A 14,352-nucleotide genomic window follows, 5' to 3' on the forward strand; every position below is an offset into this window, starting at 1 on the left:
GAGCGAGGCGCGGGTCCCCTCTCCCGCACGGGAGAGGGACAGGGTGAGGGATGCGACTGATCCGGAAGGACCTGATCCCTCACCCCAACCCTCTCCCGCACGGGAGAGGGGGCCTGGCGCGGCTATCTCAACCGGAGTCATCGTCCTTCCAAATCGTCGCGACACGATCGGGAACGGCCCTGGCGCCGCCTACGCCTCAGGCTCGGCCTCCGGCCCGTCCGAGCGCGCCCCGCGGGCGACCTCGCGCATCGCCGCGTCGGGGAGCGGCCGCTGGAGCCGGAGCGCCTCCGCGGTCGGCGCCTCCAGCCACGTCGCCCACTCCTCCGGCTTCGTGAGCAGGACCGGCATGGCCTTGGGATGGACCGGCCCGACGACGCCGTTCGCTTCCGTGGTCAGGAAGGCGAAGAGCCGGTGCTCCTCGGCGACCCGGTCGGGGTTCTCGCGCTTCGTGCCGCGCACGCCGGTCCAGGGCCGCCAGATCCCCGCGAACGCGAAGAGCGGCCGGTCCTCGTCGAGGGCGAACCAGACCGGCGTCTTGCGCGGCTTGGTGTCGGCGTACTCGCTGAAGGCGGTGACCGGCACGAGGCAGCGGTGGGCGACGCCGAGCCAGGGCCGCCAGTGCGGGCTCGCGGCGTTGCGCACGTTGGTGATCGGGTGCTCGCCGAACGCCTTCGGCCCCGGCATGCCCCAGCGCATCATCGCGAGGTCGCGGCCGGCCGCGCCGTTCAGGACCACCGGCGCCAGCTGGTCGGGAAAGATAGCCGGCAACAGCGGGAGGTTTCCGGTGCGATCCTCCGCGATCTCGAAGGCCCGGCGCAGGTCCGCGGGGCCGGTCCGCAGGCTGTAGAGATTGCACATGGACACCCCGCGTGGTCGGTGAGCGCATTGCCGGCTCTACACGCTTTCGGGACGCCGTGCCCAGCGCGGCGGAGAGGGCGCGTCCCGGCCGATCGTCGACCGGGACGCCGCCGCCTCAGTTCAGGTGGAACACCACCTTCACGCAGCCGTCCTTCTTGTCGCGGAAGGCCTTGTAGAGGTCCGGCCCCTCCGCGAGGTCCTGCGAGCGGTGGGTGATCAGGGAGGTCGTGTCGATCTTGCCCTCCTGGATCAGCTTGGTCAGCGGCTCGAGGTAGCGCTTCACGTGGGTCTGGCCGCTCTTGAGGGTCAGGCCCTTCTGGACGATCGAGCCCATGTTGACCGGGATCGGACCGCCGTAGACGCCCGGCACCGAGACGATCCCGCAGGGGCGGACCGCCTTGATGGCCTCGGCCAGCGCGTAGGGGCGTTCGGTGGCGGTGAGCTTCTCCTGCACGGTCGACAGCATGCCGGTGAGGCCGCCGTGGCCGGCGCTCGCCTCCATGCCGACGCAGTCGATCACGCCGTCGGCGCCCTGGCCCTTGGTGATCTCCTTGATCCGCTCGAACACGTCCTCGTTCATGAAGTCGATGACGTCGGTGGCGCCGGCCTTCTCGGCGAGGGCGATCCGCTCGGGCACGGTCTCGATGGCGATGATCCGCTCGGCCCCCATGATCTTCGCGGACTGGATCGCGAAGATGCCGACCGGGCCGGTGCCCCAGACCGCGATCGTCTCGCCGCCCCGGATCTCGCAGTGCTCGGCGCCCTGCCAGCCGGTCGGCAGGATGTCGGTGAGGAACAGGACCGATTCGTCGTCCATGCCGTCCGGCACCTTCATGGGCGCGACGTCCGCCATGGGCACGCGCACGTACTCGGCCTGGCCGCCCGCGTAGCCGCCGGTGAGGTGCGAGTAGCCGAACAGGCCGGCCGTCGTGTAGCCGAACTGCGCGGCCGCCATCTCGGCGTTGCGGTTCGAGCGCTCGCACACAGAAAAATTGCCGAGCTTGCACTGCCGGCAGGAGCCGCAATTGATGTTGAAGGGCACGACGATCCGGTCGCCCTTCTTGAACTTGGTGAAGCCCTGTCCGACCTCGACGACCTCGCCCATGAATTCGTGGCCGAGGACGTCGCCGCTCTTCATGGTCGGCATCAGGCCGTCCATCAGGTGCAGGTCCGAGCCGCAGATCGCGCAGCTCGTGACCTTGATGATGACGTCGCGGGAATCCTCGATGACCGGATCCGGGACCGTGTCGCAGCGGATGTCGTTGCGGCCGTGCCAGCACAGTGCCTTCATGGCGTCGTCTCTCCGGAAGCTCTCGGGATCGCGGCCGAGTCGGCCGTTGTCCCGTAAAGCCCGCCGCGGCACGGCCAAGTTCCGGCGCCGCGATCCGCCCGCCACGGGCGAAGGGGTTTACAAATGTTTCACGTGAAACAGCCCCGTTCACCGGCGCTTTACGACTCGCGCCGGCCCGGTCCGGATCAGGCGATCCCGTCGATGCCGATGCCGAGCTGCTCGGGCCCCCGGAGCGACGCGCCCGGCCGGTAGGGCGGTGGATCGACCGCGAGCCGCGGGGCGACGAGGCGGCGGCTCAGCGCCACCAGAGCGATCTCGGCCTCGAGCCGCGCCAGCGGCGCGCCGACGCAGTAGTGCAGGCCGCCGCCGAAGCCGAAATGCTCGATGTCGCCCCGGTCGGGATCGAAGCGGTCGGGCTCCGCGAACCGGTCGGGATCGCGGTTCGCGGCGGCGAACATCAGGATGACGGGCGCGCCTTTGGGGATCATCTCGCCGGCCACCGCGATCGCGCCGAGGGCCTTGCGGGTCCGAAAATGCACCGGCGGCTCGTAGCGCAGGACCTCCTCGATCAGCCGCGGCGCGCGCTCCGGATCGGCCCGGAGCCGCTCCAGCTCCTCGGGGTGCCGGAGCAGGGTCAGCATGGCGTTGGTGATGAGGTTCACGGTGGTCTCGTGGCCCGCGACCAGCAGCAGGACCGCCGTCGACAGGAGGTCGAAGTCGCTCATCTGCTTGCGACCGTCCGGACCGGGGGCGGCGAGGCCACTCAGCATGTCGTCGGCCGGGCGCCGCCGCTTCTCGCGGATGAGGTCGCGCATGTAGGCGGCGATCTCGTCGAAGGCGCCGACGATCTGGCGCCGGGTCGCGTCGTCGTGGCGCGCGTCCGGCTCGACGGCCGTGGCGAGCTGCGTCGCCCAGGCCTGGAACCGCGGCTCGTCCTCGCGCGGCACGCCGAGCAGCTCGCAGATCACCGTCACCGGCAGCGGGTAGGAGAGGTCGCTCACGAGACAGACCTCCCGCCGGTCCCGGCAGGCGTCGATCAGGCCGTCCACCTCCCGGGCGATCCGCGGCCGCAGCGCCTGTACCCGCGCGATCGAGAATTCCCGCATCACCAGGCTGCGCAGCCGGTCGTGGTCCGGCGGATCGCGGAAGATGAACGGGCGGTGCGTGGCGCTGATGCGGTTCTTGATCGGGTTGAGGATCAGGTCCTTGAGCGGGTTGCCGGTGCGGGGCCGCCGGGGCGGCGGCAGATCCTCGGAGCTGAGCCGCGGGTCGAACAGCAGGCTGCGGATCGCCGCGTGCGTGGAGACGACGTAGCTGCCGTCGCGCTGGCGGGAGACCGGCTGCTGCCGCATCCGTCGATAGAGCGGGTACGGGTCGGCCCGGTTGGCCGGATCCATCACGGCGGCGAACAGCGCGTCGTCAGACATGGACGGCCTCGGCGGAAGGCCGCGCCGGGGCGGCTCGGTGCGGCGGCGGGAAGCCCGGGACGGCCATCTCGACGCGCGGCCGGTCGGTGGCGTCGGTGATCGGCGGGAACGGGTCGCCGGCCGTGATCGCCTCCGCGTAGGCCGGCAGCCAGCGGGCCTGATCGAACGAGACGGCCGCGATGCTGCGCCCGGCGCGGCCGTACACGGCGAGGAAGCGCCGGGAGGCCCGCGAACCCTGCACCACCGCCACGGAATCGGCGCCGTCGGGGAGGCCGACCAGCTTGATGTTGATCCCGAACTGGCTCGACCAGAAGGCCGGCAGGTGGCCGTAGGGGCGCTGGTCGCCGGGGCCGGCCAGCATGTTGCGCGCGGCGTGGGCAGCCTGCTCGACAGCGTTGCCCCAGTGCTCCACGGCGATCAGGCGATTGCCGTAGAGCGGGATCGGCCACCGGGCGACGTCGCCCGCGGCGTAGATGTCCGGGCAGGGCACCCCGTCGGCGTCGAGGACCCGGCAGGCCGCGTCGCAGGTCACGCCGCCGGCATCCGCGCGCAGGCCCGCGCCCCGCAGCCAGCCCGTCGCCCGGGTCGCCCCCAGGGCGGCGATGACCAGGTTGGTCTCGATGGTGCTGCCGTCCGCCAGCCGGGCCCGGGCGACGTGCCCGGCCGCGTCGCCCTCGAACGCCCGCACCGTCGTGCCGGGGCGGAACGCGGCGCCGGATTCCCGCAGGCGCTCGGCGATCACGCCGCCGACGAAGGTCCCGAGACCCCGGGCCAGGGGCGCGGCGTTCGGGTCGACCAGGGTCACGGGCAGGCCGAGGTCGCGCAGGCAGGAGGCCGCCTCGCAGCCGATCAGCCCGCCGCCGACGATGAGCACCTGCCGCGGGCGCGCCAGCAGGGCATCCCGCAGGGCGGCCGCGTCGTCGCGCCCGCGCAGGGTGAAGATGCCGGCGAGGCCGCCGCCGGTCTCGGCCGGCCAGGGCCGGGCCTCGGCGCCGGTGGCGATGAGCAGGGCCTCATAGGCGAGCGCCGACCCGTCGGCGAGCCGGAGCGTGCGGGCCGCCCGGTCGAGGGCGACGGCCGGGCTCCCGAGGCGCCAGCGGGCGCGCAGATCCGCCAGTTCCGGCAGCCGGGTCGCGTCGGCGGCGAGCTCGCCGGCGAGCACGTGCTTCGACAGGGGCGGGCGGTCGTAGGGACGGTAGGGCTCGGCGCCGACCAGCGTGAGCGGCCCGTCGTAGCCGCCCCGGCGCAGCGCCTCGGCGCCGCGCAGGCCGGCGAGGGAGGCGCCGACCACGACGATGCCGGCGGGTTCGGGGGTCACGGCGCGTCTCCGTCGTCCGGGCCGGCCTGGAGGCTGATGGCGCGGACCGGGCAGGCCTGCACGGCCCGCTCGATGGCGCCGCGGCGGTCGGCCGGCGGCGCGGGATCGTAGAACAGGATCTCGTGGCCGCGGATCGCGAAGGCGTCCGGCGCGGCGTAGCAGCACTGGGCGTAGCCCTGGCAGCGGTTGAGATCCACGACGACCCGGAGCGCCGCGGTGTCGGAGGCTGGCATCACGCCGACCTCGCGAGCGGGCGCGCGGTCCCGGCATCGGCCCCGGCGCGCGCGAGATCGTCCAGAGCCGTCAGGATCGACGCCATGGCGTCCCGGGCCGCGAAGGCGTCCCGCAGCGCCCCGGCGCGCGCGCGGAATCCGGGCTCGCCGAGCACCCGCGCCACCGCGGCGCCGACGGCCTCGGAACTCGGCGCGTTCGTCCCGAGATTGACCCCGACGCCGGACCAGCCGATGCGCGCGTTCACCTCCGCCTTGTCCTCGGTCAGGCCGGCCGAGACGATCGGCACGCCGGCGGCGAGCGCCTGCGAGACGCTGCCGTAGCCGCCGTTGGTCACCAGCACGCTCACCCGCGGCAGCAATTCGCGGAACGGCAGGAAGCACGACACCCGGGCGTTGGCCGGGACCGGGACCTTCAGCGCGTCCACCGGGCGGCCGCCGGTGGTGGCCAGGACCAGCAGATCGTCCCGGTCGGCCAGGGCAGTCAGGGTCGGCTCGACCAGCTCGCCGAAATCCGCGTTGGCCAGCGTGCCCTGGGTGACCAGCACGACGGGCCGGCCCGCCGCGTTCGCCGCCCCCAGATCGGGCCACCAGTCGGGGAGCGGCGCGGGCGGCGTCGGCGGATCGAGCAGGCCGATGAAGCGCAGGCCCGGCGGCAGGGTGCCGTACTCGTACTCGAAGCCCGGCACGGTCGGCTGCAGGAACAGGTCCGGCAGGACCACGATCGAGTGGGGCAGGGACGCCGGCAGGGGCGGCAGGCCGAGCGCGGCGAGCTTCGCGTCCGTGTAGGTCCGCACCGGGTTGACGAAGGCCGCGTCCATGCCGGCCTTCAGGGTGGCGTAGCGGACGAGGTCGTCCCGGTCGCGGGCCGGCGGCAGGCCGAGGCCCACGGGCGCGTGGTCGGGCCGGTCGAGGAACAGGATGCTGACGTTGACGGTCACGATCGGTGGCCGCGGCGCGCTGTCGAGCAGCAGCGGGAGCGCGCCCAGGAACATGCTGCCGGCCAGGATCACGTCGGGCGCCTCGGCCGCGATCAGCGCCCGCAGGGCGGCGGCCTGGACCGGCATCGGATCCACGAACCGGCGCTCGAACTCGCGGCGGTAGCGCTCCGGGCCGGCCGGCAGCTCGGTCTCGCGGTACTCCGCCGCGTGGTTGTCGGCGTAGGGCGTGAAGCGCAGGCCCGCCGCCTCGACCTTCGGCCGGAAGGCCGGATCGGTGAGCACGAGGACGGCGTCCCCCCGGGCCGCCAATGTCCGACCGATGGCGAGGAGCGGGTTCACGTGGCCGGTGAGCGGCGTCGCGGCGATCAGGATCTTCATCACGGCCTCCTCGAGCGCCGCCGGTCGGGCCGGCGTCGCTCCTACTCGGGTGCCGGCGCCTTCACGCGCAAGTGCCCCGTGGCCCCCGGCGCGCCGGACTCGCAGGGTAAATCGCGGCCGGTCCAGCGCAGTTACACAACCGGAGGGTGCTTCGTGCGGCGGCGCACCATGGCATCCGGTTGAAGTCCGACGCAATATCGGAGTGTCGCAGGCCACAGCCATCGTGCGGCCTGCCGGATCTCGGCGCGTCCACCATTCGGATGACGCGTCACGGGCGCCCGACCGCGACGGCCGGTGGCGCCGTCAGTCGACCACGACGACCCGGTTCGGCAGCTCGTCGGGATCGCCCGGGCCCGCGGGGAGATGCTCCGCCAGGCAGGCCCCGACGCGCGCGACCGCCGCCGTCAGGCCGTCCTCGATGGCGCCGCGCCCGAGCGCTGGTATGAGCTCGGCGAGGATCCCGTCCCAGGCGGAGGGCGGGATCTCCCGCAGGACGCCGAGATCGGTGACGATCTCGGCGTGCCGCTCGGCGAGCGACAGGTAGAGCAGGATCCCGGTGCGCCGGCGCGTCAGGCTCAGGCCGCGCGACCAGAAGGCCCGCCGGGCCGCCTCCCGGGCGCGGGCGCGGCGCAGGCGGCGCGGCACCAGGGCCATGCGCAGCCGCTCGTTCTGGCTCGCCGCGAGGATCGCCGCCACGAGGGCCGCCTGCGCCAGCAGGATCGACGCGGCGCTCCAGGCCGTCAGGGCGATCAGCGGCCAGGGCAGGACCAGCGCCGCGACGAGGGCGGTGAGCAGCACGATCGAGCGGTAGGCGCCGGCGCGCCGGCTCACCATCACGACGATCTCGCCGGAGGTCCCGGCCTCCGCGCGCCCGACCGCCTGGGCGAGCCGCTGCCGCGCTTCCGGAGTCAGGACAGCCGCGCGTCTACCAGTCACCGGAGGCCCCTCCGCCGCCCGACGAGCCGCCGCCGCCGGAAAATCCACCGTCGAAGCCGCCCGAGGAGCCGCCCGACCCGCCGTCCGAGAAGCCGCCGCCCCACCCGCCCGAGCCGGGCCCCGGCAGGATGACGAGGCCGCCGGGCCTCGACCGGCCACCCCGGCTCATGCGCCACGCGACGAAGACCACGATCAGCAGCAGGGCGACGAAGACCGCCACCTGGGCGGGGTCGACCTCGTCGGACCGCACCTGTGGCTTGCGCTGCCACTCCTGCGCGTCGCCGGCCAGGATCGACAGGATCCCGTCGACGCCGGCGTCGAGGCCGCCGAAATAGTCGCCGGTCTTGAAGCGCGGCGTGATGGCGCCGGCGATGATCACCTTGGACAGGGCGTCGGTCAGCGCCCCCTCCAGGCCGTAGCCGACCTCGATCCGGACCTTCCGCTCGCTCGGGGCCACCAGCAGCAGGACGCCGTTGTTGGTCTTGGCCTGCCCGAGCTTCCAGTCCCGGAACAGGCGGTTGGCGTAGTCCTCGACGGTCGTGCCCTGCAGGTTCGGCACCGTGGCGACGACCACCTGGTCCGAGGTCTTGTCCTCGTGGGCCTTGAGCTTGGCCTCGAGGGTGCCGCGCTGCTCCGGCGTCAGGATGCCGGCCGCGTCGACCACGCGGCCGGTCAGCGCCGGGAAGGTCAGCTCCGCCGCCAGCGCCCCGAGCGCGAAGACCGTCAGGCACGCCGCCAGGACGACGAGTGACAGGGCGAGCCGCACCCGGACGGGCGCGGCCCGGCTCACGGTCCGGCCCATATACGCCACCCTAGAACTTCACGTTCGGCGGCCGGTCGGCGTTCGGCGTGGCCGTGAAGGTCTCCATCGGCTTCGCGTCGGGGTACAGCACGGCCGCGATCCAGCGGCCCGGGATCGTGCGCACCTCGGTGTTGTAGGCCTGGACCGCCGTGATGTAGTCGCGCCGCGCCACCGCGATGCGGTTCTCGGTGCCCTCCAGCTGGGATTGCAGGGCGAGGAAGTTCTGGTTCGACTTGAGGTCGGGGTACCGCTCCACCGTCACCAGCAGGCGTCCGAGCGCGCCCGAGAGCTGGTTCTGGGCGTCCTGGTACTCCTTGAACTTCTGCGGATCGCTGACCGTGGAGGCGTCGACCTTCACGCTGGACGCCTTGGCGCGCGCCTCGGTGACGCCGATCAGCACGTCCTTCTCCTGCTGGGCGTAGCCCTTCACGGTCTCGACGAGGTTGGGGATCAGGTCGGCCCGGCGCTGGTACTGGTTCTGCACCTCGCTCCACGCGGACTTGGCCTGCTCCTGCAGCGTCGGCACCCGGTTGACCGCCCCGCAGCCGGAGAGACCCGCGGCCACCAGGATCACCGAGAGCACGCCGAGGAGGCGCGCCGCGGGCGATGTCCGGCGCACCGCGCCGGCCGTCAGCGTCGTTCCCATATCGTCCCCCATCTGCCGGCCGAGACTCGGCCGCTTGATCACGAGCCCGAGAGATAAGGGCCGGAACCGCCAAGGTAAGGCCCTCGCCCGACGGGTCTTGAAGGTTTGTGGCGCGGCCCGCTAAGGGCGTCGGCAACGGACCGGGCCGGCGCACGTTCGGACCCTCGAGCCGATCGTCCGGCCGAGGACCGATCGGCGCGGCGCCGCGGAGGCCGGGAATGGATGCAGCACTCGCCGACGATGTCAGGGCCGCCAGCGCCGACGCCCGGCGCCACGCCCGGGCGTACCGGGCGCCGTCCGGCAAGGACGCGCTGCCCTGGTCGGTCATCGCGACGTTCGACGCCCGGGTCCGGGGCCACCTCGCCCGCGATCCGCGGATCGAGGACGAGCGCGACCGCGTCCTGATCGCCGCCGTGAAGCTCGCCGAGACGCCGGTCGAGGAGGGCGACGAGAGCGTCGCGGCGGCGCGCGCCCACCTCGTCGACGCGATCGACTACCTGGAGCAGGCGGTGCTGCGGTTCGGCCTCGTCAACCGGGAGGGGGCCAAGGCCGGCCTCGGCACCTACGGCCAGCCGGTCGGATCCCGCGACTGAGGGCGCCCCCGGACCGAGCCGCCCGATGTCCGCCGACCTGCCCGCGGCCGCGACCCTGAGCCGCCTCGACCTGAAGACGCTCCGGCTGTTCGCGGCCATCTGCGCGGAGGGGACCCTGAACGGCGCGGCCCGCCGGGCGGCGATCGCGCCCTCGGCGGTGAGCAAGCGCCTCGCCGAGCTGGAGCACGCGCTGGGCTGCACCCTGCTCACCCGCGAGCCGCGCGGCATGCGGCTCACCCCGGCGGGCGAGACCCTGCTGCACCACACCCGCCGGATGCTGGCGAGCGCCGAGCAGATCGCCCTGGAACTCGCCGAGCACGCCCGGGGCGTGCGCGGATTCGTGCGGGTGCTCGCCAACCTCTCGGCCATCGTGGAGTTCCTGCCCGAGGATCTGCAGGCCTTCCTGGCGGCGCAGGACGGGATCCGGGTCGACCTGGAGGAGCGGCCGAGCGGCGGCGTCGTCGCCGGCGTCGAGGAGGGCTTCGCCGATCTCGGCCTCTGCGCCGACAACACCGACACCCGCAGCCTCACCGCCTACCCGTACCGGAGCGACCGCCTCGTCCTGGTGATGCCGGCCGGGCATCCCCTGAGCGGCCGCGGCGCCGTCGCGCTGGCCGACACCCTCGACTACGACCATGTCGGGCTGCACGCGGAGAGCTCGATCTACGCCGCCCTGCGCGACGAGGCCCGGCGCCTCGGCCGGCCGCTGCGGCTGCGGATGCACGTCCCGAGCTTCGACGCGATCTGCCGCATGGCGCAGGTCGGCCTCGGCCTCGGGACCGTGCCGGAGCGCGTCTACGCCCTGCTCGGCCCGCCGATGCGGCTCGCCGCGGTGCCGCTCACCGATCCCTGGGCCGCGCGCACGCTGCGCCTCGTGGTCCGCCCGGGCGCCCTGTCGCCGGCGGCCGCCCTACTGCTGGAGCATCTCCGGGCCGCCGGTCGCTGAGCGTGCGTTCTCCGGCGGCGAACGCACGGTGGTGCATGGCGTTTGGACTTGGCCACCGGAAGGGCCCTATCTCCGGGGCAACAAACGATGGAGGAAAGCCGTGTCCGGTCCGCTCAGCGGTATCCGCGTTCTCGAGCTCGGTCAGCTGATCGCCGCGCCCTTCGCGACGCGGCTGATGGCCGAGTTCGGCGCCGAGGTCATCAAGGTCGAGCCCCCGGGTGAGGGCGATCCCCTCCGGAAGTGGCGCAAGATGCACGAGGGCACCTCGCTCTGGTGGTACCTGCAGTCGCGCAACAAGAAGTCGATCGCCGTCAATCTGAAGTCGCCCGAGGGGCTCGACATCGTCAAGCAGCTCGCCGCGAGCGCCGACGTGGTGGTCGAGAACTTCCGCCCCGGCGGCCTGGAGAAGCTCGGCCTCGGCTGGGACGTGCTCTCCGCCCTCAACCCCAACCTCGTGATGGTCCGGATCTCGGGCTACGGCCAGACCGGCCCCTACCGCGACCGGCCCGGCTTCGGCGCCATCGGCGAGTCGATGGGCGGCATCCGCTTCACCACCGGCAGCCCGGAGGCCCCGCCGGCCCGGGTCGGCGTCAGCATCGGCGACACCCTGGCCTCGCTCCACGGCGTCATCGGCGCGCTGATGGCCCTGCTGCGGGTCAAGACCGGGCAGGGCGCGGGCCAGGTCATCGACGTCTCGCTCGTCGAGAGCGTGTTCAACGTCATGGAGAGCCTCGTCCCGGAATACGACCTGCTGGGCGAGGTCCGCACCCGCACCGGCGGCGCCCTGCCGGGCATCACCCCGTCGAACACCTACCCGACGCGGGACGGCGGCTACGTGGTCATCGCCGGCAACAGCGACCCGATCTTCCGCCGCCTGATGACGGCGATCGGTCGGCCCGACCTCGCGGACGACCCGGCGCTGCGCAACAACGAGGGCCGCTCCAGGCAATCCGCAATGCTGGACGGCACCATCGCCGACTGGTCGAAGACGCAGACGGTCGAGGAGGCGCTCGCCGCCCTCGACGCCGCCGACGTGCCGGCCGGCCGCATCTACTCGGTGGCCGACATCGTGGCCGACCCGCATTATCAGGCGCGCGACATGATCCTGCAGGCGGAGCTGCCCGGCGGGACCGCGGTGAAGATGCCCGGCATCGTGCCGAAGCTCTCCGACACGCCCGGCGAGGTCCGCTGGCAGGGGCCGGCCCTCGGCGCCCACACCGATTCCGTGCTCGCCGAGCTCGGTCTCGACCCGGCGCGCATCGCCGCGCTGCGCGAGAAGGGAGCCGTGGCATGAGCGGCGACGCGCTGATCGTCCAGGAGGTCGCCACCCGCGACGGCTTCCAGATCGAGCCGGTCTTCGTGCCGACGGCGGAGAAGATCCGCCTGATCGACGCCCTAGCGTCGGCCGGCTTCAGCCGGATCGAGGTCTCGTCCTTCGTCTCGCCGAAGGCGGTGCCGGCGCTCGCCGACGCGGCCGAGGTCTTCTCCGGGATCCGGCGCCGGCCCGGGACCGTCTACGTCGCCCTGGTGCCGAACCCGAAGGGCGCCGAGCGGGCGCTCGCCGCCAAGGTCGACGAGATCAACCTCGTCGCCTCGGTGAGCGAGACCCACAACCGCGCCAACATGGGCATGAGCCCGGCCGACTCGATCGCCGGCTTCGCGCGGATCATGGATTCGGTGCGCGGCGCCCCGCTCAGCACCAACGCCACGGTAGCGACCGCCTTCGGCTGCCCGTTCGAGGGCGACCAGCCGGCCGACAGGGTCATCGCGCAGGTGGAGCGCTACCTGTCGCTGGGCGTCGACGGGGTGACGCTGGCCGACACGACCGGCATGGCCAATCCCCGGCAGGTGAGCCGCCTCGTCGCGCGGCTCCTGCCCCTGGTCGGTCCCGGGCGCCTGACGCTCCACTTCCACAACACGCGCGGCCTCGGCCTCGCCAACGTGCTGGCGGCCTACGACGCGGGCGCCCGGCGCTTCGACGCGGCGCTCGGCGGCCTGGGCGGCTGCCCGTTCGCGCCCGGCGCCACCGGCAACATCTGCACCGAGGATCTCGTCAGCATGGCCCACGAGATGGGCGTGCCGACGGGCCTCGACCTCCCGGCGCTGATCGGCCTGTCGCGGGACCTGCCGCGCCTCGTCGGCCACGACGTGCCCGGCCAGGTCGCCAAGGCCGGACGGCCCTGCGACCTGCATCCGGCGCCCGCCCGGGCGGCCTGAGCCGGAGACGGAGAGGGGCGGGCTCGCAACGGTCCGCCCCACGCGTTGGACGCGACGCGCTCCCTCTCCCGTCCGGGAGAGGGTCGGGGTGAGGGGTGAGAACTCTCCGGATGCGGCACACCGTCGACGCGCCGGCAGGACGCTTCTCATCCGGACAGACCTGATCCCTCACCCTGTCCCTCTCCCGCACGGGAGAGGGGACCCGCGCCTCGTCCGGCGAAGGCGGCGTCGCCGTCTTGTGCCGTGAGCTGCGCCCGAACCTGACTTCGCGGGAAGCCGCCCGCCCGAAGGCGGCCCCGCGCACGACACGTCCCTCAAGAACACACCACGGAGGAAACCATGACCGCAGCCCTGTCCGGGTCGCCGGCCGCCGCCGAGGCCGGCGCGGTGACGGAGACCGGCGTCGTCCGCAAGGTCGCGTGGCGGCTCATGCCGCTGATCATGATCTGCTACATGTTCGCGTTCTTCGACCGCATCAACATCAGCTTCGCCAAGTTCCAGCTCCAGAGCGACCTCGGCTTCAGCAACGTCGCCTACGGGCTCGGCGCGAGCATGTTCGTCGTCGGCTACGTGATCTTCGAGGTGCCCTCGAACCTGTTCCTCTACCGGGTCGGGGCGCGGCGCTGGATCGCCCGGATCATGATCTCCTGGGGCATCGCCACCGCGCTGATGATCTTCATCCGCAGCGAGTGGCACTTCTACGCCCTGCGCTTCCTGATCGGCGCGATGGAGGCGGGCTTCGCCCCCGGCATCCTCTACTACCTGACCATCTGGTTCCCGGCCTCGCATCGCGGCCGCATCACCTCGTTCATGTTCGTGGCCTCGGCCTTCTCGGGGATCTTCGGCGCGCCGGTGGCGGGCCTGATCCTCGGCGGCCTCAACGGCGTCGGCGGCCTCGCCGGCTGGCAATGGCTGTTCCTGGCCGGCGGCCTGCCCTGCCTCGTGCTCGGAATGCTCGTGCTGACGCGCCTCGACGACCGGATCGCCGATGCCCGCTGGCTGTCCGAGCCCGAAAAGGCGCTCCTGTCGAGCCGGATCGCCCACCACAACCGGGACATCGGCGACCACTCGCTGATCGGGGCGATCAAGCAGCCCGGCTTCCTGATGATCGCGCTGATCTACTTCCTGCTCCAGATCGGCTCCTACGGCCTGAACTTCTGGGGGCCGGACCTGATCAAGACCGCGAGCGGCGGGCAGGCGGCCTCGGTGGGCTTCCTGACGGCGATTCCCTACATCTGCGGGGCGATCAGCATGGTGGTGATCGGGCGCCTGTCCGACGCCTCGGGCGAGCGGCCGAAATTCGTCGCGGGCCTCGCCATCGCGGCGGCGCTCGGCTTCTTCGGCGCCGGCCTGTTCGACAAGCACATCGTGCCGCTGATGTTCGCCCTGGCGCTGCTGGGGGCCGGCATCGTCGCGTCGATCCCGACCTTCTGGACGCTGCCGGCCAAGCTCGTCACCGGCGTCGGCGCGGCGGGCGGGATCGCGCTGATCAACACGCTCGGGCAGTTCGGCGGCATCGTCAGCCCGGTGATGGTCGGCTGGGTGAAGGATCTCACCGGCTCGACGACGCCCGCGCTCTACGGGATCGGGGTGCTCTGCCTCGTCGCCGCCGGGCTGGCGCTCTTCGCGATGCCGGCGAGCCTGCGCCGGAGCGACCGCGCGGCGTGAGACGGCCCGCCGCCCCGGAGTGGCCGGGGTGGCGCACCGCGGCCGGCCGGCGCGGGCCGGCCGCTCCGGACCGTCGGGCCGCGACCGGCCCCGGAGCGGCG

At 73.1% G+C, this 14,352-nt stretch carries 14 protein-coding genes; 5 read left to right on the forward strand and 9 right to left on the reverse strand.

Annotated features, from left to right (window positions below):
• Positions 1 to 189: 189 nt before the first annotated feature.
• From ACLBYE_RS25880 to ACLBYE_RS25920, 9 genes are all read right to left on the reverse strand, one after another.
• The gene (locus tag ACLBYE_RS25880) at positions 190 to 858 is read right to left on the reverse strand and encodes an SOS response-associated peptidase (RefSeq protein ID WP_447696365.1); all 669 of its coding nucleotides are present in this window, start codon (positions 856 to 858) and stop codon (positions 190 to 192) included.
• A 115-nt stretch (positions 859 to 973) separates the two neighbouring features.
• Positions 974 to 2,149, reverse strand: coding sequence for a zinc-dependent alcohol dehydrogenase (locus ACLBYE_RS25885; RefSeq protein WP_447696356.1), 1,176 nt, complete (start codon positions 2,147 to 2,149; stop codon positions 974 to 976).
• Between the two features lie 185 nt (positions 2,150 to 2,334).
• The gene (locus tag ACLBYE_RS25890; protein ID WP_447696357.1) at positions 2,335 to 3,576 is read right to left on the reverse strand and encodes a cytochrome P450; all 1,242 of its coding nucleotides are present in this window, start codon (positions 3,574 to 3,576) and stop codon (positions 2,335 to 2,337) included.
• Positions 3,569 to 4,894 (reverse strand): NAD(P)/FAD-dependent oxidoreductase, encoded by a 1,326-nt coding sequence (locus tag ACLBYE_RS25895; protein WP_447696358.1) that lies wholly within the window; start codon positions 4,892 to 4,894, stop codon positions 3,569 to 3,571. Before ACLBYE_RS25895 ends, ACLBYE_RS25890 begins: the two co-directional genes overlap by 8 nt.
• Positions 4,891 to 5,127 (reverse strand): ferredoxin, encoded by a 237-nt coding sequence (locus ACLBYE_RS25900; protein WP_020093786.1) that lies wholly within the window; start codon positions 5,125 to 5,127, stop codon positions 4,891 to 4,893. Before ACLBYE_RS25900 ends, ACLBYE_RS25895 begins: the two co-directional genes overlap by 4 nt.
• Positions 5,127 to 6,443 carry a glycosyltransferase gene (locus ACLBYE_RS25905; RefSeq protein WP_447696359.1) on the reverse strand — a complete coding sequence of 439 codons (1,317 nt, stop codon included), beginning with the start codon at positions 6,441 to 6,443 and terminating at the stop codon, positions 5,127 to 5,129. The genes ACLBYE_RS25900 and ACLBYE_RS25905 overlap by 1 nt, the downstream gene beginning before the upstream one ends.
• Before the next feature lie 303 nt (positions 6,444 to 6,746).
• Positions 6,747 to 7,379 (reverse strand): TPM domain-containing protein, encoded by a 633-nt coding sequence (locus ACLBYE_RS25910; RefSeq protein ID WP_447696360.1) that lies wholly within the window; start codon positions 7,377 to 7,379, stop codon positions 6,747 to 6,749.
• Entirely contained in the window at positions 7,369 to 8,181 is an 813-nt protein-coding gene (locus tag ACLBYE_RS25915; RefSeq protein WP_447696361.1) for a TPM domain-containing protein, read from the reverse strand. Before ACLBYE_RS25915 ends, ACLBYE_RS25910 begins: the two co-directional genes overlap by 11 nt.
• Positions 8,182 to 8,191: 10 nt before the next feature.
• Positions 8,192 to 8,815, reverse strand: coding sequence for a LemA family protein (locus ACLBYE_RS25920; protein ID WP_376738905.1), 624 nt, complete (start codon positions 8,813 to 8,815; stop codon positions 8,192 to 8,194).
• Positions 8,816 to 9,045: 230 nt separating this feature from the next.
• Between ACLBYE_RS25920 and ACLBYE_RS25925 the strand changes: the two genes are divergently transcribed.
• The 5 genes from ACLBYE_RS25925 (at position 9,046) to ACLBYE_RS25945 (ending at position 14,251) form a co-directional block, all read left to right on the forward strand.
• The gene (locus ACLBYE_RS25925) at positions 9,046 to 9,420 is read left to right on the forward strand and encodes a hypothetical protein (RefSeq protein WP_020093781.1); all 375 of its coding nucleotides are present in this window, start codon (positions 9,046 to 9,048) and stop codon (positions 9,418 to 9,420) included.
• A 25-nt stretch (positions 9,421 to 9,445) separates the two neighbouring features.
• A complete protein-coding gene (locus ACLBYE_RS25930; protein WP_447696362.1) occupies positions 9,446 to 10,366 on the forward strand; it encodes a LysR substrate-binding domain-containing protein in 921 nt (306 codons plus the stop codon).
• 100 nt (positions 10,367 to 10,466) lie between these two features.
• Complete coding sequence (locus ACLBYE_RS25935; protein ID WP_447696363.1) at positions 10,467 to 11,660, forward strand: CaiB/BaiF CoA transferase family protein; 1,194 nt, start codon at positions 10,467 to 10,469, stop codon at positions 11,658 to 11,660.
• Positions 11,657 to 12,583, forward strand: coding sequence for a hydroxymethylglutaryl-CoA lyase (locus ACLBYE_RS25940; protein ID WP_447696364.1), 927 nt, complete (start codon positions 11,657 to 11,659; stop codon positions 12,581 to 12,583). Before ACLBYE_RS25935 ends, ACLBYE_RS25940 begins: the two co-directional genes overlap by 4 nt.
• 339 nt (positions 12,584 to 12,922) lie before the next feature.
• Positions 12,923 to 14,251 (forward strand): MFS transporter, encoded by a 1,329-nt coding sequence (locus tag ACLBYE_RS25945; RefSeq protein ID WP_056523767.1) that lies wholly within the window; start codon positions 12,923 to 12,925, stop codon positions 14,249 to 14,251.
• Positions 14,252 to 14,352 lie beyond the last annotated feature (101 nt).

The sequence above is a fragment of the Methylobacterium sp. A52T genome, from assembly GCF_053346095.1.

Excerpts from the sequence above, each read along its gene's own strand:
- ACLBYE_RS25885 (WP_447696356.1), bottom strand. The coding sequence starts at position 2,149 with ATGAAGGCACTGTGCTGGCACGGCCGCAACGACATCCGCTGCGACACG.
- ACLBYE_RS25930 (WP_447696362.1), top strand. The coding sequence starts at position 9,446 with ATGTCCGCCGACCTGCCCGCGGCCGCGACCCTGAGCCGCCTCGACCTG.
- ACLBYE_RS25915 (WP_447696361.1), bottom strand. The coding sequence starts at position 8,181 with ATGGGCCGGACCGTGAGCCGGGCCGCGCCCGTCCGGGTGCGGCTCGCC.
- ACLBYE_RS25940 (WP_447696364.1), top strand. The coding sequence starts at position 11,657 with ATGAGCGGCGACGCGCTGATCGTCCAGGAGGTCGCCACCCGCGACGGC.
- ACLBYE_RS25890 (WP_447696357.1), bottom strand. The coding sequence starts at position 3,576 with ATGTCTGACGACGCGCTGTTCGCCGCCGTGATGGATCCGGCCAACCGG.
- ACLBYE_RS25880 (WP_447696365.1), bottom strand. The coding sequence starts at position 858 with ATGTGCAATCTCTACAGCCTGCGGACCGGCCCCGCGGACCTGCGCCGG.
- ACLBYE_RS25905 (WP_447696359.1), bottom strand. The coding sequence starts at position 6,443 with ATGAAGATCCTGATCGCCGCGACGCCGCTCACCGGCCACGTGAACCCG.
- ACLBYE_RS25925 (WP_020093781.1), top strand. The coding sequence starts at position 9,046 with ATGGATGCAGCACTCGCCGACGATGTCAGGGCCGCCAGCGCCGACGCC.
- ACLBYE_RS25900 (WP_020093786.1), bottom strand. The coding sequence starts at position 5,127 with ATGCCAGCCTCCGACACCGCGGCGCTCCGGGTCGTCGTGGATCTCAAC.
- ACLBYE_RS25945 (WP_056523767.1), top strand. The coding sequence starts at position 12,923 with ATGACCGCAGCCCTGTCCGGGTCGCCGGCCGCCGCCGAGGCCGGCGCG.